This is a genomic window from Enterobacter wuhouensis (assembly GCF_004331265.1).
Classification (GTDB): domain Bacteria; phylum Pseudomonadota; class Gammaproteobacteria; order Enterobacterales; family Enterobacteriaceae; genus Enterobacter; species Enterobacter wuhouensis.
This window is the reverse complement of sequence record NZ_SJOO01000002.1, coordinates 193,550-218,700: the sequence shown is the minus strand read 5'-3', so window position 1 is coordinate 218,700 and position 25,151 is coordinate 193,550. Positions and strand designations below refer to the sequence as shown.

Annotated in this window: 24 protein-coding genes and 1 riboswitch; of the genes, 18 read left to right on the top strand and 6 right to left on the bottom strand. The window is 59.5% G+C overall.

Going from position 1 to position 25,151, the window contains the following annotated elements:
• Nucleotides 1-164 precede the first annotated feature (164 nt).
• From modA to modC, 3 genes are read left to right on the top strand one after another with little or no spacing between them, the layout of a single operon-like run.
• Entirely contained in the window at nucleotides 165-938 is a 774-nt protein-coding gene (gene modA, locus E0L20_RS05040; protein ID WP_131633008.1) for a molybdate ABC transporter substrate-binding protein, read from the top strand.
• The gene (modB, locus tag E0L20_RS05035) at nucleotides 938-1,627 is read left to right on the top strand and encodes a molybdate ABC transporter permease subunit (protein ID WP_131633007.1); all 690 of its coding nucleotides are present in this window, start codon (nucleotides 938-940) and stop codon (nucleotides 1,625-1,627) included. Before modA ends, modB begins: the two co-directional genes overlap by 1 nt.
• A gap of 2 nt (nucleotides 1,628-1,629) precedes the next feature.
• Entirely contained in the window at nucleotides 1,630-2,688 is a 1,059-nt protein-coding gene (modC, locus tag E0L20_RS05030; protein ID WP_131633006.1) for a molybdenum ABC transporter ATP-binding protein ModC, read from the top strand.
• Here the strand turns inward: modC and E0L20_RS05025 are convergent, their stop codons facing one another.
• A complete protein-coding gene (locus tag E0L20_RS05025) occupies nucleotides 2,689-3,507 on the bottom strand; it encodes a pyridoxal phosphatase (protein ID WP_131633005.1) in 819 nt (272 codons plus the stop codon). It abuts the gene before it with no gap.
• Between the two features lie 140 nt (nucleotides 3,508-3,647).
• On the opposite strand from E0L20_RS05025, the gene pgl reads away from it, so the two are divergent.
• Complete coding sequence (pgl, locus tag E0L20_RS05020) at nucleotides 3,648-4,643, top strand: 6-phosphogluconolactonase (RefSeq protein WP_131633004.1); 996 nt, start codon at nucleotides 3,648-3,650, stop codon at nucleotides 4,641-4,643.
• 87 nt (nucleotides 4,644-4,730) lie between these two features.
• Here the strand turns inward: pgl and E0L20_RS05015 are convergent, their stop codons facing one another.
• Nucleotides 4,731-6,014: a putative acyl-CoA thioester hydrolase gene (locus tag E0L20_RS05015; protein ID WP_131633003.1), complete on the bottom strand. Its 1,284-nt coding sequence runs from the start codon at nucleotides 6,012-6,014 to the stop codon at nucleotides 4,731-4,733.
• A gap of 223 nt (nucleotides 6,015-6,237) precedes the next feature.
• Between E0L20_RS05015 and hutI the strand changes: the two genes are divergently transcribed.
• From hutI to hutH, 5 genes are all read left to right on the top strand, one after another.
• Nucleotides 6,238-7,461 carry an imidazolonepropionase gene (hutI, locus tag E0L20_RS05010; RefSeq protein WP_131633407.1) on the top strand — a complete coding sequence of 408 codons (1,224 nt, stop codon included), beginning with the start codon at nucleotides 6,238-6,240 and terminating at the stop codon, nucleotides 7,459-7,461.
• Nucleotides 7,458-8,396, top strand: a complete 939-nt coding sequence (gene hutG / locus E0L20_RS05005) for a formimidoylglutamase (protein ID WP_131633002.1) — start codon at nucleotides 7,458-7,460, stop codon at nucleotides 8,394-8,396. Before hutI ends, hutG begins: the two co-directional genes overlap by 4 nt.
• 19 nt (nucleotides 8,397-8,415) lie before the next feature.
• Nucleotides 8,416-9,150, top strand: a complete 735-nt coding sequence (locus E0L20_RS05000; RefSeq protein WP_131633406.1) for a histidine utilization repressor — start codon at nucleotides 8,416-8,418, stop codon at nucleotides 9,148-9,150.
• 127 nt (nucleotides 9,151-9,277) lie between these two features.
• Nucleotides 9,278-10,963 carry a urocanate hydratase gene (gene hutU / locus E0L20_RS04995; protein ID WP_131633001.1) on the top strand — a complete coding sequence of 562 codons (1,686 nt, stop codon included), beginning with the start codon at nucleotides 9,278-9,280 and terminating at the stop codon, nucleotides 10,961-10,963.
• Entirely contained in the window at nucleotides 10,963-12,483 is a 1,521-nt protein-coding gene (gene hutH, locus E0L20_RS04990) for a histidine ammonia-lyase (RefSeq protein ID WP_131633000.1), read from the top strand. The genes hutU and hutH overlap by 1 nt, the downstream gene beginning before the upstream one ends.
• 105 nt (nucleotides 12,484-12,588) lie before the next feature.
• On the opposite strand, the gene E0L20_RS04985 is transcribed toward hutH, so the two are convergent.
• Both E0L20_RS04985 and bioA read right to left on the bottom strand, forming a co-directional pair.
• On the bottom strand, nucleotides 12,589-13,065 hold the full coding sequence (locus E0L20_RS04985) for a kinase inhibitor (protein WP_008501131.1): 477 nt from the start codon (nucleotides 13,063-13,065) through the stop codon (nucleotides 12,589-12,591).
• A gap of 48 nt (nucleotides 13,066-13,113) precedes the next feature.
• Nucleotides 13,114-14,421 (bottom strand): adenosylmethionine--8-amino-7-oxononanoate transaminase, encoded by a 1,308-nt coding sequence (gene bioA / locus E0L20_RS04980; RefSeq protein WP_131632999.1) that lies wholly within the window; start codon nucleotides 14,419-14,421, stop codon nucleotides 13,114-13,116.
• Between the two features lie 68 nt (nucleotides 14,422-14,489).
• Here bioA and bioB point away from each other — a divergent pair, with 68 nt between their 5' ends.
• From bioB to bioD, 4 genes are read left to right on the top strand one after another with little or no spacing between them, the layout of a single operon-like run.
• Nucleotides 14,490-15,530, top strand: coding sequence for a biotin synthase BioB (gene bioB, locus E0L20_RS04975; protein ID WP_121425411.1), 1,041 nt, complete (start codon nucleotides 14,490-14,492; stop codon nucleotides 15,528-15,530).
• On the top strand, nucleotides 15,527-16,684 hold the full coding sequence (bioF, locus tag E0L20_RS04970) for an 8-amino-7-oxononanoate synthase (protein ID WP_131632998.1): 1,158 nt from the start codon (nucleotides 15,527-15,529) through the stop codon (nucleotides 16,682-16,684). Before bioB ends, bioF begins: the two co-directional genes overlap by 4 nt.
• Entirely contained in the window at nucleotides 16,668-17,423 is a 756-nt protein-coding gene (gene bioC / locus E0L20_RS04965; protein WP_131632997.1) for a malonyl-ACP O-methyltransferase BioC, read from the top strand. The genes bioF and bioC overlap by 17 nt, the downstream gene beginning before the upstream one ends.
• Nucleotides 17,416-18,117 carry a dethiobiotin synthase gene (gene bioD / locus E0L20_RS04960; RefSeq protein ID WP_207389435.1) on the top strand — a complete coding sequence of 234 codons (702 nt, stop codon included), beginning with the start codon at nucleotides 17,416-17,418 and terminating at the stop codon, nucleotides 18,115-18,117. The genes bioC and bioD overlap by 8 nt, the downstream gene beginning before the upstream one ends.
• Here the strand turns inward: bioD and E0L20_RS04955 are convergent.
• Nucleotides 18,080-18,802, bottom strand: coding sequence for an ABC transporter ATP-binding protein (locus E0L20_RS04955; RefSeq protein WP_131632995.1), 723 nt, complete (start codon nucleotides 18,800-18,802; stop codon nucleotides 18,080-18,082). The genes bioD and E0L20_RS04955 overlap by 38 nt on opposite strands.
• A 751-nt stretch (nucleotides 18,803-19,553) precedes the next feature.
• On the opposite strand from E0L20_RS04955, the gene uvrB reads away from it, so the two are divergent.
• Nucleotides 19,554-21,569 (top strand): excinuclease ABC subunit UvrB, encoded by a 2,016-nt coding sequence (gene uvrB, locus E0L20_RS04950; protein ID WP_131632994.1) that lies wholly within the window; start codon nucleotides 19,554-19,556, stop codon nucleotides 21,567-21,569.
• Nucleotides 21,570-21,641: 72 nt separating this feature from the next.
• On the opposite strand, the gene yvcK is transcribed toward uvrB, so the two are convergent.
• Nucleotides 21,642-22,550: a uridine diphosphate-N-acetylglucosamine-binding protein YvcK gene (gene yvcK, locus E0L20_RS04945; protein ID WP_131632993.1), complete on the bottom strand. Its 909-nt coding sequence runs from the start codon at nucleotides 22,548-22,550 to the stop codon at nucleotides 21,642-21,644.
• Nucleotides 22,551-22,776: 226 nt separating this feature from the next.
• A riboswitch (molybdenum cofactor riboswitch) is annotated at nucleotides 22,777-22,911 on the top strand.
• On the opposite strand from yvcK, the gene moaA reads away from it, so the two are divergent.
• From moaA to moaD, 4 genes are all read left to right on the top strand, one after another.
• Nucleotides 22,899-23,888: a GTP 3',8-cyclase MoaA gene (moaA, locus tag E0L20_RS04940; RefSeq protein ID WP_131632992.1), complete on the top strand. Its 990-nt coding sequence runs from the start codon at nucleotides 22,899-22,901 to the stop codon at nucleotides 23,886-23,888. It overlaps the preceding riboswitch by 13 nt.
• 23 nt (nucleotides 23,889-23,911) lie before the next feature.
• The gene (gene moaB / locus E0L20_RS04935) at nucleotides 23,912-24,424 is read left to right on the top strand and encodes a molybdenum cofactor biosynthesis protein B (protein ID WP_131632991.1); all 513 of its coding nucleotides are present in this window, start codon (nucleotides 23,912-23,914) and stop codon (nucleotides 24,422-24,424) included.
• 3 nt (nucleotides 24,425-24,427) lie between these two features.
• Nucleotides 24,428-24,913, top strand: coding sequence for a cyclic pyranopterin monophosphate synthase MoaC (moaC, locus tag E0L20_RS04930; protein WP_023292962.1), 486 nt, complete (start codon nucleotides 24,428-24,430; stop codon nucleotides 24,911-24,913).
• Nucleotides 24,906-25,151 carry a molybdopterin synthase sulfur carrier subunit gene (moaD, locus tag E0L20_RS04925; RefSeq protein WP_131632990.1) on the top strand — a complete coding sequence of 82 codons (246 nt, stop codon included), beginning with the start codon at nucleotides 24,906-24,908 and terminating at the stop codon, nucleotides 25,149-25,151. The genes moaC and moaD overlap by 8 nt, the downstream gene beginning before the upstream one ends.

Genomic DNA, 25,151 nt, shown 5'->3' with positions numbered 1-25,151 from the left:
CCCGGCTAGCCCGGGCGTTTTGCTCTCAAGTATTTCCCTCTCTCGCCGATATTATCTGTAGCATTGTGTCGATTTACTCATTAATCGGTACGATATAACGCTAGGATATCCCCGGAGTTGTCGTTATATTTGTGTGTATATAACGAAACTCACAGGAGCTACAGATGGCACGTACATGGGCACGCCTTTTTGCAGGCGCAACGCTGACGCTTTCCCTTACCGGACACGCGCTGGCCGACGAAGGTAAAATTACGGTCTTTGCGGCGGCATCGCTGACCAACGCAATGCAGGATATCGCTGCGGCGTACAAGAAAGAGCAAAAAGTGGACGTGGTCTCCTCTTTCGCCTCTTCGTCTACGCTGGCACGCCAGATTGAAGCGGGCGCACCTGCTGACCTGTTTATCTCTGCCGATCAGAAGTGGATGGACTACGCGGTTGAGAAGAAATCGATTGATACGACAACCCGCGAAACGCTGCTCGGCAATAGCCTGGTTGTGGTTGCACCAAAGGCCAGCGCGCAGGGCGATATCACCATCAACAAAGCGACAAACTGGACCCGTCTGTTAAGCGGTGGCCGCCTGGCGGTCGGCGATCCGGATCATGTTCCGGCAGGCATTTACGCAAAAGAGGCGCTGCAAAAGCTGGGCGCCTGGGAGACGCTTTCGCCTAAACTGGCTCCCGCGGAAGACGTTCGCGGCGCGCTGGCGCTGGTCGAGCGCAGCGAAGCGCCGCTGGGGATTGTGTACGGCTCCGACGCCGTTGCCAGCAAGGGCGTGAAGGTGGTGGGTACTTTCCCGGAAGACTCCCATAAAAAAGTGGAATACCCTGCTGCGATTGTTGATGGGCACAAAAATGCGACCGTGACGGCCTTCTATGACTACCTGAAGGGGCCAGAAGCGTCAGCAATATTTAAACGTTATGGATTTACGACTCGCTGATGATATTGACCGATCCTGAATGGCAGGCCGTGCTGCTGAGCCTTAAAGTCTCTTCCCTGGCAGTGGTGCTGAGTTTACCCTTCGGGATCTTCTTTGCCTGGCTACTGGTCCGCTGTAAGTTTCCGGGCAAAGCCCTGCTGGACAGTGTTCTCCATCTTCCCCTGGTTTTACCGCCCGTTGTGGTGGGTTATCTGCTACTCATTTCGATGGGACGACGCGGTTTTATCGGCGAGAAGCTTTACGACTGGTTTGGCCTGACGTTCGCGTTTAGCTGGCGCGGGGCGGTGCTGGCGGCGGCGGTGATGTCTTTCCCGCTGATGGTCAGGGCGATCCGCCTGGCGCTGGAAGGCGTCGATATCCGGCTTGAGCAGGCGGCCCGCACCCTGGGCGCCGGGCGCTGGCGCGTCTTTTTTACCATCACGCTACCCCTGACGTTGCCCGGCATTATTGTGGGTACGGTGCTGGCCTTTGCCCGCTCGCTGGGCGAGTTTGGCGCAACAATCACGTTTGTATCGAATATTCCCGGCGAGACGCGAACCATCCCCTCGGCAATGTATACCCTGATTCAAACGCCGGGCGGTGAAGGCGCTGCGGCGCGGCTGTGCATCATCTCAATCGTGCTGGCGCTGGTTTCTCTGCTGGTGTCTGAGTGGCTGGCGCGTCTTAGCCGCGAGCGGATGGGGAAATAATCATGCTTGAGCTTAACTTCACCCAGACGCTGGGAACGCATACCCTCACGCTTAACGAGACGCTGCCCGCGAGCGGTATCACCGCCATTTTCGGCGTATCGGGCGCGGGGAAAACGTCACTGATTAATGCCATCAGCGGCCTGACGCGCCCTCAGACGGGCCGGATCGTCTTAAATAACCGCGTCTTAAATGACGTGGAGAACAAGATTTACCTCTCGCCGGATAAGCGCCGTATTGGCTATGTCTTTCAGGACGCGCGGCTTTTTCCGCACTACAGCGTGCGCGGCAACCTGCGCTACGGGATGGCGAAAAGCATGGCTGCGCAGTTTGATAAGCTGGTGGCGCTTTTAGGCATTGAACCGCTGCTCGACAGGCTGCCTTCTTCGCTTTCGGGCGGTGAGAAGCAGCGCGTGGCGATCGGCAGGGCAATATTGACCGCGCCGGAATTGCTGCTGCTCGACGAGCCGCTGGCCTCGCTGGATATCCCGCGAAAGCGCGAGCTGCTGCCGTATCTGCAGCGTCTGGCGCGTGAAATTAATATACCCATGCTCTACGTCAGCCATTCGCTGGATGAGATCCTCCATCTTGCCGACAAGGTGCTGGTGCTGGAAGAGGGCAGCGTCAAGGCCTTTGGCAATCTGGAGGAGGTGTGGGGCAGCAGCGTAATGCACCCCTGGTTGCCCCGGGAACAGCAGAGCAGCATTCTGAAAGTGAGCGTTCTGGAACACCATCCACACTACGCGATGACTGCCCTGGCGCTGGGTGACCAGCATCTTTGGGTCAATAAGATCGACAAACCGCTGCAGTCCGCGCTGCGGATCCGCATTCAGGCGTCGGATGTTTCGCTGGTGCTGCAGCCGCCGCTGCAAACCAGTATTCGAAATATCCTGCGCGCCAAAGTGGCGGAGTGTTTTGATGACAACGGCCAGGTAGAGGTGAAGCTTGAGGTCGGCAGCAGGACGCTCTGGGCGCGCATCAGCCCGTGGGCCAGGGATGAGTTAGGCATCAAACCCGGCCTGTGGCTTTACGCGCAAATCAAGAGCGTCTCCATCACCGCCTGATTACAGCAGGTGGGTATAGATATACTGCGCGATGCTGTCGGTGGTGTTATCGCCAATCACCACGTTAGCGCGCGCTTTCACGGCGTCATCAGCATTGCCCATCGCCACGCCCGTTCCGGCGGCTTCCAGCATGCTGATGTCGTTGTAGTTATCGCCAAAGGCAATCACATCCTGCATCGACCAGCCTTTTGATTCCACAAACTGCGTCAGGCGCTTGCCTTTGCTGTTGCCTTTACGGGCGATGTCCACCTGATCGTGCCAGGACCACTCGCACTCCAGCCCCAGCGTTTCTTCGACGTGTTTCGCAAAGGCGTTCAGTTTAGCGGTATCTTCATCCGTCAGGGCGAATTTCCAGATAGCCTCGACGTCCTGTGCCGCCTGGCGCAGGGAAGATACCTGCGTAAAGACGGGACGCTGGGCCTCCGGCAACGACAGCGCCCAGTTGCTGGTGCGCACGACGTGGCCGGTTGGGCGCTCGTACACCATCGCATTATCAACATACATCAGGCCGTGAACGGCATGCTCATCCAGCAAATCAATCAATTGCAGCGCCTGAGCCACCGGCAGCGGATCGGATTCTAAAACCTTTTTTGCCTGATAATCATACAAATAGGTGCCATTACAACAAATTGCAGGTGTATCTAACGCCAGTGCCTGATAAAAAGGATGAATGGCAACGTGATGTCGACCCGTTACGATGAGGAGTTGATAGCCTGCTTCCTGCGCACGTTTAAGCGCTTCGAGGGAAGAGGGAAGAAGGGTTTTCTGCGGGGTAAGTAAGGTACCGTCTAAATCCAGAGCAATCACACGCGAGGTCATTTGTTTTTCCGGGTTAATATTGAATTTATGTTCTGATGGGATGTTACACCCAGAGGCGAAGGCTTCAAAATCCCCGTCGACAATTCAGCATTCACCGTTAAAAGTTAACTACTTTCATGCGCAGTGAGGAGAGAGTATTCATGAAACAAACCGTTTATACCGCCAGCCCTGAAAGCCAGCAGATCCACGTCTGGCGTTTAAATACCGAAGGGACACTCACGCTGGTTCAGGTTGTTGATGTGCCAGGACAGGTTCAGCCGATGGTCATCAGTCCGGATAAACGTTTCTTGTACGTGGGCGTGCGCCCGGAGTTTCGCGTGCTGGCCTACCGCATCTCTCCGGACGATGGCGCGCTGACCTACACTGCCGAAGCGCCACTGCCGGGCAGCCCAACCCATATCTCTACCGATCGCAAAGGCAACTTCGTCTTCAGCGGCTCCTATAATGCGGGCTGCGTAAGCGTGACCCGACTGGAGGACGGTATACCGACGGATACCGTTGATGTCGTTGAAGGGCTGGAAGGCTGCCACTCGGCGAATATCTCCCCGGATAACCGCACCCTGTGGGTCCCTGCGCTGAAGCAGGATCGCATCTGCCTGTTTACCCTCAGTGATGACGGTCATCTGGTGGCGCAAACCCCGGCTGAAGTGACCACCGTAGAAGGCGCGGGTCCGCGCCACATGGTCTTCCATCCCAACCAGCAGTATGCTTACGTGGTAAACGAACTGAACAGCTCGGTGGACGTATGGGAGCTGAAAGATCCTAACGGCCAGATTGAGTGCGTGCAGACGCTGGATATGATGCCGGCCGATTTCGCAGATACCCGCTGGGCTGCGGATATTCACATCACGCCTGATGGACGTCATCTGTACGCATGCGACCGCACCTCCAGCCTGATCACCGTGTTTAGCGTTTCTGAAGACGGCAGCGTGCTGGCGATTGAAGGCTTCCAGCCAACGGAAACCCAGCCGCGCGGCTTTAATGTCGATCACAGCGGTAAATTCCTGATTGCGGCGGGGCAAAAATCGCACCACATTGCGCTGTACGAAATCAAAGGCGAGCAGGGCTTGCTGGAAGAGAAGGGGCGTTATGCCGTCGGCCAGGGGCCAATGTGGGTTGTGGTTCACGCTCACTAAGCGGCTTAAAACAAAAAACCTCGCGAATGCGAGGTTTTTTTATCTTTGTAGGCCGGGTAAGGCGACGCCGCCACCCGGCAAAACAGCTTACTGCTTAGGCTCTGCGACCACTTTGCTACCCAGACCGCGGTTGTTGTATTCCCACATGCGGTTGAAGTTAGCGTCGTTCAGGTTGCGCTGCACCTCCCCCTTATCATCCACCGCACCGGTATTGCCGGAGAACGGACGTTTAGAGATAGCGGCATCCGCCCACGGTTTCGCCATGTTGAAGCCTTCGTTGATGACGCTGTCGCGGATCACGACCTGGCCGTTGGTCGCAGAGTCCACGTCCAGAGAGCGGCCCAGCTGTGCGACGCCGTCGCCTGCTGCGGTGAAGCGGCTATTGACTGCGAGGAAGCCGTAGAACAGGTTTGACTGCGTAGCCGGAGCAAACACATAGCCTTCCTGCTGCGTGCGCGAGTTCACCACGCGGAAATCGGTGTTATCAAACACCACCGCGCCACGGCCGGATACCAGGTCCACGTCGCCTTCAACGTAGCTGTTAGTGACCAGCGTACGGGTCAGACGGTTCGTTTGCAGGGTGTTCTGCACGCCGCTGTTGGTGACGAAGAAGGTGTTCTGGCGACCCAGAATGTTCACGTTGTTAATTTGCACCTGGTCGCCGTCGCTACGCAGCGCTACGGCCTGATGGTTGCCCGCATCAACGCTGTCACCCACGGTGTTCTGAATGGTCAGGTTCTGCAGCTGCAGGCCATTGTTCTGGGACCAGACCACGGCGGAGCACATCACGCCAATGGTGGCGGAACGCTTGCTCTGGCAGTTATCAAACATGTACCACGCCGGTTTGCCCGGCATATATTTACCGGCCGGATTCACCAGATGGCGCCACGTGGTGCTGTCGATTTCAGAATCAATCGCCAGGCCAATTTTCACGTCGATGGCTTTTTCGCCCATCCCGTAGATCGTGATGCTGCCCGGCGCTGCCGGAACGTAAACGGTACCTTCGTATTCACCAGGCAGGATCGCAATGTACTGGCGTGATGCGCTGTGTTTGGTGATGGCAGCGTCGACCGCAGCCTGAATAGAGGTATGCGTTACGCCCTGCGCACCTGCCGGCCCAACAACGAAGTTAGGCTGTTTCGGCAGAGTAATAGAAGAAGGGGTCCACGGGGTTGCCTTTGGATCCATCGCCGAGAAGTAGTTCGCACGGGTGAAGTTCTTCGCTTCTCCCGCTGACAGGATCGGGCGGGACGCCGTGCCCGGCGCAACCTGCTCAGAAGGCTGCTGATCCGGTGGGGTTGAACTACAGGCGGATAATGTCGCGCCAAAGGCGAGTGCTAACGCCAGACGGGAAATCCTGGAAATATTCAAGGTGAAGCTCCTGGGTATGCAAGTCTTTATTGGATAGACGAAATAGCCTGCTTTTTTATACTAAGTTGAGCGAAACGGGAAGATAAAAAGGGTAAAAGTTGCATTTTCCCGCGCAGCACGCGGGAAATTCATCACAAATAAATAACATATTCGCGAAAGGCGGTTGACAGCAGGCAGCAGATGAAAATAAATGTCTATACAACCCATGACAAGTGGAATGCCCATGCAGCAGCTTCATCCCGACGATGTGATATGGCGAAATGCGCGACTGGCAACAATGGTTGCAGATGACCCCGCGCCGTACGGCCTGAGAGAGCAATACGCGTTGGTGGTTCGAGGCCAGACCATCCTGGCCGTAATTCCCGAGTCCGATATTCCCGCGGGACATCGCAACGGCGTCGATCTCGGCGGACGGCTGGTGACGCCGGGCCTGATCGACTGCCATACCCATCTGATTTTCGGCGGCGATCGCGCGGCGGAATGGGAGCAGCGTCTCAATGGCGTTTCATACCAGACAATCAGCGAGCAGGGCGGTGGAATCAACGCCACCGTGACGGCCACGCGCGGCAGCTCACCTGATGCCCTGCTGAACGTTGCGCAAAGCCGTCTTGAACGTCTGATGAACGAAGGCGTCACGACCGTTGAAATCAAATCGGGATACGGGCTGAACGCCGATGCCGAAGAGAAGATGCTGCAGGTCGCCCGCCAGCTGGGCCTGAACAATCCGATCGACATCAGCCCTACGCTCCTCGCTGCGCATGCGGTTCCGGCGGAATACCGGCAGGAGCCCGACGCCTATATCACGCGGGTGTGCGACGAGATTATCCCCGCGCTGTGGCAGAAGGCGTTATTCGACGCGGTGGACGTCTTTTGTGAAAAGGTTGGCTTCACGCCTGCACAAACCGAGCGGGTTTTCCAGGCGGCAACCGCGCTGGGTATTCCGGTGAAAGGGCACGTGGAGCAGCTGTCGAATCTGGGCGGCGCGGCGCTGGTCAGCCGCTATGAAGGCCTTTCTGCGGACCATATCGAATACCTTGATGAATCTGGCGTTCAGGCGATGGCGCAAAGCGGTACCGTTGCCGTGCTGTTGCCCGGTGCCTTCTATTTTCTTCAGGAGCGCCAGCGGCCGCCAGTTGCGCAGCTCCGCAAATATGGCGTGCCAATGGCGGTCGCCACCGACTACAACCCGGGGACCAGCCCCTTTGCCAGCATTCATCTGGCGATGAACATGGCCTGCGTGCAGTTTGGCCTCACGCCAGAGGAAGCCTGGGCCGGCGTGACGCGGCATGCCGCGAAGGCCCTGGGGCGCGGCGAGACGCACGGGCAGCTGCGGGCCGGATACGTCGCCGATTTTATCGTCTGGGATGCGCAAAACCCGGTGGAGATGGTCTACGAACCGGGACGTAATCCGTTGTATCAGCGCGTATTTCGAGGAACCGCGGTATGAGGCTGTGGCAACCCGTATCACCTGACGTCTGGCAGGGGCGTGACGACAGCGCCGAAGCCAGCAACGCCAGGCGTATTTTCCAGACCCTGCACCGGCAGGCGCAGTTCATCCCGCTTTCGTCAGGCATTGCGTTGATAGGCTTTGAATGTGATGCGGGAGTCAGGCGCAATCACGGCAGGCCAGGAGCCGCAGAGGCGCCCGACGTGCTACGCAAGGCGCTGGCGAACATGGCCAGCCATCAGGGACATGAACGGCTTGCGGATATGGGCACCATTTTCGTTGAAGGCGATGAGCTGGAAGCGGCGCAGCAGGCGTTAAGCGATGCGGTGATCGCGTGCCAGCAGGCCGGTATGCGCACGCTGGTGTTCGGCGGGGGACATGAAACCGCCTGGGCGCACGGTCGCGCCGTGCTGGAAGCCTTTTCGAACGTGCGCGTGGCGGTGATTAATCTTGATGCGCATCTGGATCTGCGCAACGCCGATCGCGCAACCTCCGGGACCCCGTTTCGCCAGCTGGCGCGCTACTGCGATGAACGCGGGCGGGAATTTCAGTACGCCTGTTTTGGCGTAAGCCGCGCGGCGAATACCCAGGCGCTGTGGGACGAGGCGGAACGCCTGAACGTTACGCTGGTGGAGGACCTTCATTTTCGCCGCGAGGCGCTGTCGTCGCTCGAAACGGTGCTGGCGCAGGCCGACCGCGTATATCTGACCGTCGACCTGGACGTGCTGCCCGCAGGCGAAATGCCCGCGGTCTCCGCGCCTGCAGCGTTAGGCGTACCGGCGCTTGATCTCATGCCGGTCATTGAAAAAATCTGCCGCAGCGGAAAGCTGCAGGCTGCCGATCTGGTAGAGTTTAACCCGCAGTACGATCGGGACGGGCAGGGGGCAAAACTCGCCGCCCGTCTGGCCTGGCAAATTGCTCACTGGTGGGCATAACACCCTGTAAGGAGTCATGATGTTTTCACGCTCGCCCCTGTCGCAACCGAGCCCTCCCGCGCCTTTCTACGAGAAGGTGAAGCAGGCGATCAGCGAAAAAATCGCGGCGGGCGTCTGGCGTCCGCACGATCGCATTCCGTCGGAGGCGGAGCTGGTGGCGCAATTTGGCTTTAGCCGGATGACCATCAACCGGGCGCTGCGTGAGCTTACCGACGAAGGGCTGCTGGTGCGTCTGCAGGGCGTCGGCACCTTTGTTGCCGAGCCAAAAGGACAGTCGGCGCTCTTTGAGATCCGCAGCATTGCGGACGAAATTGCCGCGCGAAACCATCAGCACCGCTGCGAGGTGCTGATGCTCGAGGAGACGCTGGCCAGCGCCGAGCAGGCGTTGGAGCTTAACGTCAAAGAAGGAACCCGCATTTTTCATTCGGTGATGGTGCATTACGAGAACGACATTCCGGTGCAGATTGAAGACCGCTGCGTCAACGCCGGGCGCGTGCCGGACTATCTGAATCAGGATTACACCCAGACCACGCCGCACGCCTATCTCTCGCTTGTTGCGCCGCTGACGGAAGGGGAGCACATCGTAGAAGCGGTACGCGCCACGCCGCAGGAGTGCGATCTGCTGCGGATTAAAGAGCACGACCCGTGCCTGCTGATCCGCCGCCGCACATGGTCATCTTCGCAGATTGTGTCCCATGCCAGGCTGCTGTTTCCCGGTAACCGCTACCGGCTGCAGGGCCACTTCATGTCATAAGTTTTATAAGCGTGATCGCTAACGCAATATAGCAAAATTGTATCTTTTTTGTTAAATGCTGCCTTGTGTGTGCTTGTCTATACAAGTATATCTAAATACATCATCTGTCCCGTATGAGGAGCACACAATGTCGTCAGGTAAATACCGCCAGCAGGATGTCCGCGCGCCGCGCGGCACCACCCTCACCGCCAAAAGCTGGCTCACCGAAGCCCCGCTGCGCATGTTGATGAACAACCTTGATCCTGAGGTAGCGGAAAACCCCCACGAGCTGGTGGTCTACGGTGGCATAGGCCGCGCCGCGCGCAACTGGGAATGCTATGACGCCATTGTTGAGTCCCTCACCAACCTTGAATCCGACGAAACCCTGCTGGTGCAGTCCGGCAAGCCGGTTGGCGTATTCAAAACCCACAAGAATGCGCCGCGCGTGCTGATTGCCAACTCTAACCTGGTGCCGCACTGGGCGACCTGGGAGCACTTCAACGAGCTGGATGCCAGAGGGCTGGCGATGTACGGCCAGATGACGGCGGGAAGCTGGATCTACATCGGCAGCCAGGGGATTGTGCAGGGCACCTACGAAACCTTCGTCGAGGCGGGTCGCCAGCACTATAACGGCTCGCTCAAAGGCCGCTGGGTGCTCACCGCGGGTCTTGGCGGCATGGGCGGCGCGCAGCCGCTGGCCGCCACGCTTGCCGGTGCGTGCTCGCTGAACATTGAATGCCAGCAGAGCCGCATTGATTTCCGCCTGCGTACCCGCTACGTCGATGAACAGGCCACCGACCTGGACGACGCGCTGGCGCGCATCAAAAAATACACCTCCGAAGGCAAAGCCATGTCGATTGCCCTGTGCGGCAACGCGGCGGACATTCTCCCGCAGCTCGTCGCCCGCGGCGTGCGCCCGGATCTGGTCACCGACCAGACCAGCGCCCACGATCCGCTGCACGGCTATCTGCCAAAAGGCTGGACGTGGGAAGGCTATCAGCAAAAAGCGGAAACCGATCCGGAAGGGACGGTGCTTGCCGCCAAAGAATCCATGGCGGAACACGTCTCCGCCATGCTGGCCTTTAGCCAGATGGGCATTCCGACCTTTGACTACGGCAACAACATCCGCCAGATGGCGAAAGAGATGGGCGTAAGTAACGCGTTCGACTTCCCGGGATTCGTTCCGGCCTACATCCGCCCGCTGTTCTGCCGCGGCATTGGACCGTTCCGCTGGGTTGCCCTGTCCGGCGACCCGGAGGACATCTACAAAACTGACGCCAAAGTGAAGGAGATCGTCGCCGACGACGAACACCTGCACCGCTGGCTGGACATGGCCCGCGAGCGCATTAACTTCCAGGGCCTGCCGGCGCGTATCTGCTGGGTTGGGCTGGAGTGGCGGCAAAAGCTGGGCCTCGCCTTTAACGAAATGGTGCGCAGTGGTGAAGTGTCCGCGCCGATCGTTATTGGCCGCGACCATCTGGACTCCGGCTCCGTCGCCAGTCCGAACCGCGAAACCGAAGCCATGCGCGACGGCTCCGATGCCGTGTCCGACTGGCCGCTGCTGAACGCCCTGCTGAATACCGCCAGCGGCGCGACCTGGGTGTCGCTGCACCACGGCGGCGGCGTCGGGATGGGTTTCTCCCAGCATTCGGGGATGGTCATCGTTTGCGACGGAACCGACGAAGCCGCCGCGCGTATCGCTCGCGTGCTGCACAACGACCCGGCTACCGGCGTGATGCGCCATGCGGATGCGGGTTATGAGATTGCCATTGACTGTGCCAAAGAGCAGGGGCTGAACCTGCCGATGATCCCTGCCACACAAGGAAAGCAATAATGAATGCATTAACACTCATTCCCGGCTCGCTGACGCTCACGCAGCTGCGCAGCGTCTGGCGTCAACCGGTTACGCTCTCGCTGGATGACAGCGCGCACGCGGCCATTAACGACAGCGTAGCCTGCGTGGAGGCGATTGTGGCCGAGGGGCGCACCGCCTACGGGATTAACACCGGCTTTGGGCTGCTGGCGCAGACCCGCATCGCCACGCACGATCTGGAAAACTTACAGCGTTCGCTGGTGCTGTCGCATGCCGCGGGCGTGGGTCAGCCGCTGGATGACGACATTGTTCGCCTGATGATGGTGCTCAAAATCAACAGCCTGGCGCGCGGTTTCTCCGGCATTCGCCTGAGCGTGATCCAGGCGCTGATGGCGCTGGTCAATGCGGATGTTTATCCGTGGATCCCGGCGAAAGGTTCCGTTGGGGCATCCGGCGATCTTGCGCCGCTGGCGCACATGTCGCTGCTGCTGCTCGGCGAAGGCCAGGCGCGCTGGCAGGGCGAGTGGCTTCCTGCGAAGGAGGCGTTGCAAAAAGCGGGCCTGGCGCCGATCACGCTGGCGGCGAAAGAGGGGCTGGCGCTGCTGAACGGTACGCAGGCATCGACTGCTTTCGCGCTGCGCGGCCTGTTTGAAGCGGAAGATCTGTTTGCCTCGGCGGTGGTGTGCGGTGCGCTGACCACCGAAGCCGTGCTGGGCTCGCGTCGCCCGTTCGATGCGCGAATTCACGAGGTGCGCGGTCAGCGCGGGCAGATCGATGCCGCCGCGATGTATCGTCACGTGCTTACCGACACCAGCGAAATTGCCGATTCACACCATAACTGCGAGAAGGTGCAGGACCCGTATTCCCTGCGCTGCCAGCCGCAGGTGATGGGCGCGTGCCTGACGCAGCTGCGTCAGGCGGCAGAGGTGCTGCTGGTGGAGGCCAACGCGGTGTCCGATAACCCGCTGGTGTTCGCCGAGGAAAACGAGGTGGTCTCCGGCGGTAACTTCCACGCCGAGCCGGTGGCGATGGCGGCGGATAACCTCGCGCTGGCGATTGCCGAGGTGGGCGCGTTGTCCGAGCGTCGTATCGCGCTGATGATGGACAAACATATGTCCCAGCTGCCGCCGTTCCTGGTGCGCAACGGCGGGGTCAACTCGGGCTTTATGATTGCGCAGGTGACGGCCGCAGCGCTGGCGAGCGAGAACAAAGCGCTGTCGCATCCGCACAGCGTGGACAGCCTGCCAACGTCAGCGAACCAGGAAGATCACGTTTCGATGGCCCCGGCTGCCGGGCGTCGCCTGTGGGAGATGGCCTCCAACACCCGCGGCGTGTTGGCCGTTGAGTGGCTGGCGGCGTGTCAGGGTATCGACCTGCGCGAAGGGCTAAAATCCAGCCCGCTGCTGGAGCAGGCGCGTCAGGCGCTGCGCGAGCATGTATCGCACTACGATGACGACCGCTTCTTTGCGCCGGATATTGATAAGGCGATGCAGCTTCTGGAAGAGGGGCGGCTGGTAGGGTTGTTGCCGCCGGTGTTGTGATTTTTTTGCCCTCACCCTAACCCTCTCCCACAGGGAGAGGGAATTGCCCGGTTTTCTCCCTCTCCCTGTGGGAGAGGGCCGGGGTGAGGGCATCAGCCCACACTATTACGAATACATCGCCGTAATCGACGCGCTGCCAAGCGAATGGAAATGCACGTTAAACCCGACCATCGCGCCGCTTGCGCCTTCATCGACCTCGATCTTCTCCACATCCAGCGCGTGCACCGTGAAGATATAGCGGTGGGTTTCCCCTTTTGGCGGCGCCGCGCCGCCGTAGCCCGCTTTACCAAAATCGGTGCGCGTCTGAATGGCTCCTTCAGGCAGGGCAACCAGGTCTGAACCGGAACCCTGCGGCAGCACGCGCGTGTCGGCAGGCAGGTTCGCCACAATCCAGTGCCACCAGCCGGAGCCAGTTGGTGCGTCCGGATCGTAGCAGGTCACGACAAAGCTTTTGGTTCCGGCGGGAACCTCGTCCCACGCCAGGTGCGGGGAGATATTGTCTCCCTGATAGCCCATGCCGTTGAAAACGTGGCGCTCCGGCAGCTTTTCGCCGTCGCGCAGATCTTTACTGATGATTTTCATACGGTTTACCCTCGTTGATCGCTCGTTCAGCAAGTGTAATGCATAGGGTTACATCGTGAAATGCGCGGGAATGTTAACGGCTGTTACGACCGCGTCGGTTAATTGACGCAGCTGTTCCGGCGCGATGCTGTACGGCGGCATCAGGTAGATAAGCTTGCCGAACGGGCGCACCCACACGCCCTGGTCAACGAAGAAGCGCTGCAGCGCCGCCATGTTGACCGGATGCGTTGTTTCAATGACCCCGATGGCGCCCAGCACGCGAACGTTCGCGACGAATTCTGACGCAGAAGCCGCATCCAACTCTTGCCTGAGCTGCGCCTCAATCGCCGCGACCTGCGTTTGCCACTCGCCGCTCTCCAGTATGGCGAGGCTTTCGCTTGCGACGGCGCAGGCAAGCGGGTTGCCCATAAACGTCGGGCCGTGCATAAAGCAGCCCGCCTCGCCGTCGCTGATGGTGTCGGCAACGTGACGGGTCGAGAGCGTGGCGGAGAGCGTCATGGTGCCGCCGGTCAGCGCCTTGCCCAGACACAGAATATCCGGCGCAATGCCCGCATGTTCGCAGGCAAACAGCTTGCCGGTGCGGCCAAAGCCGGTGGCGATCTCATCGGCAATCAGCAGAATGCCCTCGCGGTCGCACATCCTGCGAATGCGCCTCAGCCACTCGGGATGGTACATCCGCATTCCGCCTGCGCCCTGCACAATCGGCTCCAGAATCACGGCGGCGATGTCATGGCGATGAGCCGCCATCAGCCGCGCAAAGCCCACCATGTCCATCTCGTCCCACTCGCCGTCGAAGCGGCTCTGCGGGGCCGGGGCAAACAGATTTTCCGGCAGATAGCCCTTCCACAGGCTGTGCATGGAGTTGTCCGGATCGCACACCGACATCGCCCCGAAGGTGTCCCCGTGATAGCCGTTGCGGAAGGTGAGGAACCGCTGGCGGGTTTCGCCCTTCGCGTGCCAGTACTGCAGCGCCATTTTCATCGCCACTTCCACCGCCACGGAGCCGGAATCGGCCAGGAACACGCACTCCAGTGATGCAGGCGTCATCGCCACCAGGCGGCGGCAGAGGTCCACGGCGGGCTGATGGGTGATCCCACCGAACATCACGTGCGACATCTGCTCAATCTGCGCCTTCATCGCCGCGTTCAGGCGCGGGTGGTTGTACCCGTGAATGGCGGCCCACCAGGAGGACATCCCGTCAACGAGCCGCTCGCCAGTAGCAAGATGCAGCTCGCAGCCGTGGGCCGAGGCCACGGGGTAGACGGGCAACGGGCGGGTGGTGGAGGTGTAAGGGTGCCAGATATGCTGCTTGTCGAAGGCGAGATCGTCCTGGGTCATAATCGACTTGTAAACCATTTTGAAAAGTTTTAGGTTTACAAGTATAAACCGAACCGACAATTAACAAAACCCTTTGGAGAAGCCCAATGGCTCACCACGCACGCTGGACGATGTCGCAAGTCACTGAATTATTCAATAAACCTTTCCTCGAGCTGATGTTTGAAGCGCAGCAGGTGCACCGTCAGCACTTCGATCCCCGCCATGTTCAGGTCAGCACGCTGCTGTCGATCAAGACCGGCGCCTGCCCGGAAGACTGCAAATACTGCCCGCAGAGCGCGCGCTACAAAACCGGCCTGGAATCCGAACGGCTGATGGAGGTGGAGCAGGTGCTCGACTCGGCGCGCAAGGCGAAGAACGCCGGCTCGACCCGCTTCTGCATGGGCGCGGCGTGGAAAAACCCGCACGATCGCGACATGCCCTATCTGGAGCAGATGGTCAAAGGCGTGAAGGAGATGGGCCTCGAAGCCTGCATGACGCTCGGCACGCTGAACGACGAGCAGGCGCAGCGCCTCTCGGCGGCGGGGCTGGATTACTACAACCACAACCTCGACACCTCGCCGGAGTTCTACGGCAACGTCATTACCACGCGCACCTATCAGGAGCGCCTCGACACGCTGGATAAAGTGCGCGATGCCGGGATCAAGGTCTGTTCCGGCGGCATCGTCGGCCTTGGTGAAACGGTGAAAGATCGTGCCGGACTGCTGCTGCAGCTCGCGAACCTGCCGACCCCGCCAGAAAGCGTGCCGATCAACATGCTGGTGAAGGTTAAGGGCACGCCGATGGCGGACAACGACGACGTGGATGCGTTTGATTTTATCCGCACCATCGCGGTGGCGCGCATCATGATGCCGACCTCTTTCGTGCGCCTCTCCGCCGGTCGCGAGCAGATGAACGAGCAAACTCAGGCGATGTGCTTTATGGCCGGAGCCAACTCCATCTTCTACGGCTGCAAGCTGCTGACCACGCCGAACCCGGAAGAGGACAAAGACGTTCAGCTGTTCCGCAAGCTGGGGCTTAACCCGCACCAGACCGAGGTGTTGACGGGCGATAACGAACAGCAGCAGCAGCTGGAGCAGCAGATTTTCAACGCCGACACCGACCAGTTCTACAACGCGGCAGCCGTATGACCTGGCAGGCACGTATCAATACCGCGCTGGACGAGCGTCGGGCGGCGGACGCTTTTCGCGTACGCAACGTCGTGGAGAACGGCGCGGGCCGTTTTCTGATCCGCGAGGGGCGGCGGTTCTGTAATTTCTCCAGCAACGATTACCTCGGGCTGAGCCAGCATCCGGCCATCGTTCGCGCCTGGCAGCAGGGCGCGGAGCGTTACGGGGTAGGCAGCGGCGGCTCGGGCCACGTGAGCGGGTACACGACCGCGCACCGCGCGCTGGAAGAGGCGCTTGCCGACTGGCTGGGCTATCCGCGCGCGCTGCTGTTTAACTCCGGCTTTGCCGCCAATCAGGCGGTGATTGCCGCGCTGATGGGCAAAGACGATCGTATTGTTGCCGATCGGCTTAGCCACGCCTCGCTGCTGGAGGCGGCAAATTTAAGCCCGGCTCAGCTGCGCCGCTTTGCCCATAACGATGCGGGGCAGCTCGCTACGCTGCTGGACAAACCCTGCGGCGGACAGCAGCTGGCGGTCACCGAGGGCGTGTTCAGCATGGACGGCGACAGCGCGCCGCTTGCCGCGCTGCAGGAGGCGGCAAAACGGCAAAACGCGTGGCTGCTGGTCGACGACGCCCACGGCATTGGCGTGATGGGCGAAGAGGGGCGCGGCAGCGCGCACCTGCAGAATGTTAAGCCCGAACTGCTGATTGTCACCTTCGGCAAAGGCTTTGGCGCGAGCGGCGCGGCGGTGTTATGCAGCGAGTCCGTTGCCGACTACCTGCTGCAGTTCGCGCGGCATCTGATTTACAGCACCAGCATGCCGCCCGCGCAGGCCGTGGCGTTATCCGCCTCGCTGGCGGTGATCCGAAGCGCTGAGGGGGAAGAGCGTCGCCAGCGCTTAAACGGGCACATCGCCCGCTTTCGCGAGGCGCTGCGCGCGCTGCCGTTCCGGACGACGGACTCTCAAAGCGCTATCCAGCCGGTGATTGCAGGCGACAACAGCCGCGCGCTGTCGCTTGCGGACGGGCTACGCGAGCGCGGAATGTGGGCCACCGCAATTCGTCCGCCAACCGTGCCCGCAGGGACAGCCCGTTTGCGGCTGACCCTGACGGCGGCGCACGAGGCGCAGGATATCGATGCACTTGTGGAGGCGCTACATGTCGCCGGTCAATAAGCAGGCCGTCGCGGCGGCCTTTGGCAGGGCAGCGCGCAGCTATTCACAGCATGATGAACTGCAGCGACAGAGCGCGAAGGGGCTGCTTGCCGCACTCGGTGAATATAATTTCCCGCAGGTGCTGGACGCCGGCTGTGGGCCAGGAGGCAACAGCCGCTACTGGCGCGACGCGGGAAGCCACGTCACGGCTCTCGACCTGTCCGCACAAATGCTGGATGAAGCGCGCCAGCAGCGGGCCGCAGACCGCTATCTGCAGGCGGATATCGAAGCCATACCGCTGGCGGACGCGCAGTTCGATCTGGTCTGGAGCCACCTGGCGGTGCAGTGGTGCACCAGCCTGCCGCAGGCGCTGGCTGAGCTTTACCGCGTAGCACGTCCGGGCGGGAAGGTGGCCTTTACCACGCTGCTGGAAAGCTCGCTGCCGGAGCTTAATCAGGCGTGGAAAGCGGTGGATGCGCAACCGCACGCGAACCGTTTCTTATCGCACGAGCAGGTGACGCTGGCGCTGTCCGGCTGGCGCTATCGCAGCGCGGCGCAGACCATCACCCTCAATTTTGACGACGCGCTCAGCGCCATGCGCTCCCTCAAGGGGATTGGCGCCACGCACCTGCACGCCGGGCGGGAGAGAAAACCCCTGACCCGCGGGCAGCTGCAGCGCCTCGATCTGGCCTGGCCGCAGCAGCGGGGTCAGTTCCCGCTCTCTTATCAACTATTTCATGGGGTTATTGAACGTGGCTGAACGCTATTTTGTTACCGGAACGGATACGGAAGTGGGTAAAACGGTGGCCAGCGCCGCGCTGCTGCAGGCCGCGCGCCTGCAGGGAAAATCCACCGCCGGATATAAGCCCGTTGCATCCGGCAGCGAGATGACGCCGGACGGATTACGCAATTCCGACGCGCTGGCGCTCCAGCGCAACAGCACGATTGAACTCGCCTATTCCGCGGTGAATCCGTACACCTTTGCCGAGCCGACCTCGCCGCACATCATCAGCGCCGACGAAGGACGTCCGATAGATTTTGCCGTGCTGTCTGCCGGATTGCGTTCGCTGGAAGAGCGGGCCGAGTGGGTGCTGGTGGAAGGCGCGGGCGGCTGGTTTACGCCGCTTTCGCAAGAGCAGACCTTTGCTGACTGGGTGCAGGCCGAGCGGCTCCCGGTGATCCTGGTTGTCGGCGTGAAGCTGGGCTGCATTAACCATGCGATGCTGACGGCGCAGGCCGTGCAGCAGGCAGGACTGCCGCTGGCGGGCTGGATCGCTAACGACGTGGTTGCGCCGGGGAAACGCCATCAGGAGTATCTGGCAACGCTCAGACGCGTGCTGCCCGCGCCGTTCCTCGGCGAGATCCCGTGGCTTGCTGACGGTGCGGACAATGCCGAGACCGGCCGCTATCTCGATATCAGCGCCTTGCCTCTCGCGACATCCAGTGAGCGATAAGCTCATCGTCAAGCTCGTTAACGTGGCCCTGCGCCACGTTACGCCCGCGATAAAGCATGCAGAAGCGATCCGCGAACCGACGGATAAACGACAGCTGCTGCTCTGCCAGCAGGACCGTCATCCCTAACTCCTGACTTAGCCTCACCAGCAGCTGCCCTAGCTTCTGGGCGAAGCTCTGTCCGGCGCCGTGCATCGGCTCGTCCAGAATCAGCACCTGCGGGCGATTGACCAGCGCATTGGCCAGCGCCAGCTGATACTGATCTTCCGGCGAAAGGGCGTTGGCGCGGGTTTGCCGCAGGGCGTAAAGCTGTGGAAAAAGATCGTAAATATCGCTTTTCACCGCAGCATCAGGCATGCCCGTTGCCCGCACCGCAATGTGCAAATTATCTTCTATGGTCAACTGGGAAAAGATCCGCCTGTCCTGCGGAACATAGCCAATGCCCAGCAGGGAACGCTGCTCGGGTATCTTGCTCAGCAAATCGCAGGGCGGGGCACCGGCTTCATGCCAGACGATCGTACCACTCTCAACCGGTAACGCACCGGTGATGCAGTTCATCAGGGTTGTTTTGCCCATCCCGGGTAAACCCACAATTCCGGTGCATAAGCCTTTCGGTAAATCTAAATCGACATTCCATAGCGTATGTTGGCTTCCGTAGAACTGATTCACTGCGCGCAGACTCAACATCTTTCTCTCCTCAAAATGCGTATGGGCAAGGCTCATTCTGTTTTCTGCAAAATGCCTGCCAGAACCCTTAAATCGTTTAAAAAAGAGCCTTTTTTAGGAATAAGTCGCTGCTTTGCGGCCTGCAGGCTGCCGGAGTGCACCGCGACAGTGCCCGAGAGAGGAGGAGAATGGTGCAGCGCCATGATAAAGGAATTGTGAGTAAGATCTCACCAATACGTTATGTGCAGCTCAGCTGATGAATAGCAAAAAAGAGCTATAAAAATTTTTTGTCGCCGCTTCGTGGGAAAAACCGGGAATTTGCCGAGTGGCGCGCCATATGGGCTGGAAGCAGTTATCCACTATTCCTGTGGATAACCATGTGCATTAGAGTTAGAAAACACGCGATAAGCGAGAGAATACGCGGGTTACGCGCAAATTGGTGCGAAACGCGGCTTTAAGAAATATCGTTTAATTATTAAAGGGTTGGATAAAAGCAATCACCGTCATGAAAGTGTCACTCGCTGCCCTAAAACGCCCATTACACAGCTTGACAAATGTTAAAAAAGGAAAACTTCTGGGGATAACCCGTATCGTCTGGTGTTTTATCTTGTCACTGTCTAAATTCCGACCGGGATCGCGCTAATCATTCAAGCGCTACTCTAAATATCCTGCCATGCCACTGGTTTTTCATCCAGTGTTTTTTACTGGCATTCCTGGCCACAACGAGTAAAATTACTCACCTGCCGCTTTTTACGTCATCAGGTTGTCGCCAATGAGTAAACCGTTCAAATTGAATTCTGCTTTCCGTCCTTCAGGCGATCAGCCTGAGGCGATACGTCGTCTCGAAGAGGGTCTGGAAGACGGGCTGGCGCACCAGACGCTGCTGGGGGTGACCGGTTCGGGTAAAACCTTTACCGTTGCTAACGTTATTGCGGATTTGCAACGCCCCACGATGGTGCTTGCCCCCAATAAAACGCTGGCGGCGCAGCTGTACGGCGAGATGAAAGAGTTCTTCCCGGAAAATGCGGTGGAGTATTTCGTCTCCTACTACGATTACTACCAGCCTGAGGCCTACGTCCCCAGCTCAGACACCTTCATCGAGAAGGATGCCTCGGTAAACGAACATATCGAGCAGATGCGTCTGTCGGCGACGAAGGCGCTTCTGGAGCGTCGCGACGTTGTTGTGGTGGCATCGGTTTCAGCCATCTACGGTCTGGGCGATCCCGATCTTTACCTGAAGATGATGCTGCACCTGACCCAGGGGATGATCATCGACCAGCGCGCAATACTGCGTCGTCTGGCCGAGCTGCAGTACACCCGTAATGACCAGGCGTTCCAGCGCGGCACCTTCCGCGTGCGCGGGGAGGTGATCGACATCTTCCCGGCCGAATCGGACGATATGGCGCTGCGCGTTGAGCTGTTTGACGAAGAGGTTGAACGGCTGTCGCTGTTCGACCCGCTGACCGGACACGTTGAGTCGACGATCCAGCGCTTTACCGTCTACCCTAAAACGCACTACGTGACGCCGCGCGAGCGAATCGTGCAGGCGATGGAAGATATCAAAGTCGAGCTGGCCGATCGTCGTAAAGTGCTCCTGGCGAACAACAAGCTGCTTGAAGAGCAGCGCTTGAGCCAACGTACCCAGTTCGATCTGGAGATGATGAACGAGCTGGGCTACTGCTCCGGTATCGAAAACTACTCGCGTTACCTTTCCGGGCGCGGGCCGGGCGAAGCGCCGCCAACCCTGTTTGACTACCTTCCGGCGGATGGCCTGCTGGTGATCGACGAATCCCACGTCACGATCCCGCAGATCGGCGGGATGTACCGCGGCGACCGGGCGCGAAAGGAGACGCTGGTGGAGTACGGCTTCCGCCTGCCGTCGGCGCTCGATAACCGTCCGATGAAGTTTGAAGAATTTGAGGCGCTCGCGCCGCAGACCATCTACGTATCGGCAACGCCGGGCAACTACGAGCTGGAGAAATCCGGCGAGGACGTGGTGGACCAGGTGGTGCGTCCGACCGGGCTGCTTGATCCTATTATCGAGGTCCGTCCGGTTGCGACGCAGGTGGACGACCTGCTCTCCGAGATCCGCGCCCGTTCCGCCATCAACGAGCGCGTGCTGGTCACGACGCTAACCAAACGCATGGCGGAAGACCTGACGGAGTATCTGGAAGAGCACGGCGAGAAGGTGCGTTACCTGCACTCGGATATCGATACCGTAGAGCGCATGGAGATTATCCGCGATCTGCGTCTGGGCGAGTTCGACGTGCTGGTGGGGATCAACCTCCTGCGAGAAGGTCTGGACATGCCGGAAGTGTCGCTGGTAGCCATTCTGGACGCCGACAAAGAGGGCTTCCTGCGTTCCGAGCGTTCGCTGATCCAGACCATTGGCCGCGCCGCGCGTAACGTCAACGGGAAAGCTATTCTTTACGGAGACAAGATCACCCCGTCGATGGCGAAAGCGATTGGCGAAACGGAACGTCGCCGCGAGAAGCAGCAGCGCTACAACGAAGAGCACGGCATCACGCCGCAGGGTCTGAACAAGAAGGTGGTGGACATTCTGGCGCTGGGTCAGAATATTGCCAAGACCAAATCGAAAGGGCGCGGCAAGGCGCGTTCCGTGGTGGAAGAGGATACCGTCGTACTGACGCCGAAAGCGCTGCAGCAGAAAATCCACGAGCTGGAAGGGCAGATGATGCAGCACGCGCAGAACCTGGAGTTCGAAGAGGCGGCGCAGATCCGCGACCAGCTGCATCAGCTTCGGGATCTTTTCATCGCGGCATCGTGATTAAAGCGTTGTTTTCTCCCTCTCCCCGTGGGAGAGGGCCGGGGTGAGGGCATCAGGCCGCACAAAGCGGCCCTAACCCAATGCCTGAATCGCCTTCTCCAGCGCCTCGCGCAGCAGATGACGGTCGTGGCGATACTTGATGTCGCTCGCTTCCAGCGGCTCCTGAACCACCACCCGGTCGCCGATACCAGAGACATCCACATTCGGCCCGACGACAACGCCGTCGATAATTTTCTTACCGACGTACTGCTCCATTAGCTCCAGCTTGTTCGCCAGCGACAGGCTCGCCGCCGCCGGGCTCAGCTCACGCCCAAGATTGCCGATATAGACCATCGGGGCTGGCGTTCTGCGCAGCGCCTGCGCCAGCTCCTTCACCAGCAGGATCGGCATCAGGCTGGTGTAAAAACTGCCCGGGCCAATCAAAATCAGATCCGCTTCGCTGATGGCTTCAACCGCTTCGCGCGTGGCAGGCACGCTCGGGTAGGTCATTAGCTCTGCCGGCGGCAGCAGAAGCTGGTCTATGTTCACTTCGCCGTAAACTTCATGCCCTTCCACGTCGATAGCCATTAAATCGACCGGATGTTCGGACATTGGGATCAGAAACGCATCGACTTTAAGCAGGTTTCGAATGAGGTTGATGGCTTCGAGAGGGCGCACGCTCAGGTGATCCAGCGCCTTTAACATCAGGTTTCCAAGGTTATGGCCCGATAATTCACCGTTCCCGCCAAAACGGTACTCAAACATCGCCGAGGCGACGCTGGGTTCTGTTATTAACTGGTTCAGACAGTTACGCATATCGCCCCAGGCTATTCCGCCCTCGGCGCGGCGGATCCGGCCGGTAGATCCCCCATTATCGGTCGTGGTCACTATCCCTGTTAATCTGGACCCCAGGGTGGATAACGACGACATTACCCGTCCCAGACCGTGGCCTCCGCCGAGGGCGACGACGCGGTCAAGATCCGCCAAAGTGCGATTGCGCATACACATTCCTTATCTCATTCGATCTGCGTAACAGTAACCCAACTACCCCTAAAAGACGATGCCTCAGCCAAAGCTTAATGACGTATATCAATGCGAAAGTGCTGCTTTTAGGTATTCTGTAGCGAAAATGCACGATCATGACGCTATATAGATAATTATATAGCGTAAGGCGATAATGGCGAAGTGATGATTTACGCGCTACTATCGCCATAACCACGTTTTCGAATTTGAAAACATACACTCTAGCCCTGGCGCCTGTGTCGAACGATATGGCGCCCTGGCCGTGGCGGATTTGCCACCAGGGTACAGAAAGAAATGACTGTGCCTCCCGTATCTGGAAAGGTGTACATGGCTTCACAACTTACTGATGCTTTTGCGCGTAAGTTTTTCTACTTACGTCTGTCGATTACCGACGTGTGCAACTTCCGTTGCACCTACTGCCTTCCCGACGGCTACAGGCCGGGTAAGGTCACCAACAACGGCTTTCTCTCCGTCGATGAAGTGCGCCGCGTCACGCGCGCCTTCTCTGAGCTCGGCACGGAAAAAGTCCGCCTGACCGGTGGGGAGCCCTCACTGCGTCGTGATTTCCCCGACATCATTGCCGCCGTGCGTGAAAACGAGCGTATCCGTCAGATTGCGGTTACCACCAATGGCTACCGCATGGCGCGCGACGTGGCGAGCTGGCGCGAGGCGGGCCTGACCGCGATCAACGTCAGCGTCGATAGCCTCGATGCGCGACAGTTCCACGCCATTACCGGACAGGATAAGTTCCAGCAGGTGATGGACGGCATCGACGCGGCATTCACCGCCGGATTCGACAAGGTCAAAGTCAACACGGTGTTGATGCGTGATGTGAACCATCATCAGCTGGACACCTTCCTGGCGTGGATCAAACCGCGCCGCATTCAGCTGCGCTTTATTGAGCTGATGGAAACCGGCGAGGGCAGCGAGCTGTTCCGCCGTCATCACATCTCCGGCATGGTGCTGCGCGACGCGCTGCTGAGACGCGGCTGGATCCACCAGATCCGCCAGCGCAGCGACGGCCCGGCGCAGGTCTTTTGTCACCCGGATTACGAAGGGGAAATTGGGCTCATCATGCCCTATGAGAAAGACTTCTGCGCCAGCTGTAACCGTCTGCGCGTCTCCTCCGTCGGCAAGCTGCACCTCTGCCTGTTTGGGGACGGCGGCGTAGATCTCCGCGATCTGCTGGAAGACGACGCTCAGCAGGAGGCGCTTGAAGCGCGCATTTCTGAAGCGCTGACGCATAAAAAACAGACCCACTTCCTGCATCAGGGCAACACCGGCATTACTCAGAACCTGTCCTACATCGGCGGGTAAACAGTCTTAGAAGGAACCAGAAGATGAGTCAGGCAAGCGCAGAATTTATCCCGACACGCATTGCTATTCTTACCGTTTCCGATCGCCGTGGTGAAGAGGACGATACCTCCGGCCACTGGCTGCGCGAGGCGGCTCACGAGGCCGGGCACCAAGTTGTTGATAAAGCCATTGTCAAAGAGAACCGCTACGCCATTCGCGCGCAGGTGTCACAGTGGATTGCCAGCGATGAGGTGCAGGTGGTCTTGATCACCGGCGGCACCGGTTTTACCGCAGGCGACCAGGCCCCGGAAGCGCTGATCCCGCTGTTTGACCGCGAGGTTGAAGGCTTTGGTGAGGTGTTCCGCATGCTCTCCTTTGAAGAGATTGGCACCTCCACGCTCCAGTCGCGCGCCGTGGCGGGCGTGGCGAACAAGACGCTGATCTTCGCCATGCCGGGTTCGACCAAAGCCTGCCGCACCGCGTGGGAAAACATTATCGCCCCGCAGCTGGATGCCCGCACCCGTCCGTGTAACTTTCATCCCCATTTAAAGAAATAAGCTATGTCGCAACTGACCCACATTAACGCCGCCGGTGAAGCGCATATGGTGGATGTCTCCGCCAAAGCCGAAACCGTGCGCGAGGCGCGCGCCGAGGCGTTCGTCACCATGCTGCCGGAAACGCTGGCGATGATTATCGACGGCAGCCACCATAAGGGCGACGTCTTTGCCACCGCGCGTATCGCGGGTATTCAGGCCGCCAAGCGCACCTGGGATCTCATTCCGCTGTGCCACCCGCTGATGCTGAGCAAGGTGGAAGTGAACCTGCAGGCGCAGCCGGAGCAGAGCCGCGTGCGCATTGAATCACTCTGCCGCCTGACGGGCAAAACCGGCGTTGAGATGGAAGCCCTGACGGCGGCGTCCGTGGCGGCGCTGACTATCTACGATATGTGCAAGGCCGTGCAGAAAGATATGGTCATTGGCCCGGTGCGCCTGCTGGCGAAAAGCGGCGGCAAATCCGGTGATTTTAAGGTGGACAGCCATGATTAAAGTGCTCTTTTTTGCGCAGGTTCGCGAGCTGGTCAATACCGACAGCCTGACGCTGGACGCGCCGTTTGAAAACGTTGCCGCGCTGCGCGCACATCTGGCCGCGCAAGGCGACCGCTGGGCGCTGGCGCTGGACGAGGGCAAGCTGCTGGCAGCCGTTAATCAGACGCTGGTGGAGTTCACCCACCCGCTGAAGGAAGGCGATGAAGTGGCCTTCTTCCCGCCGGTAACGGGGGGCTAA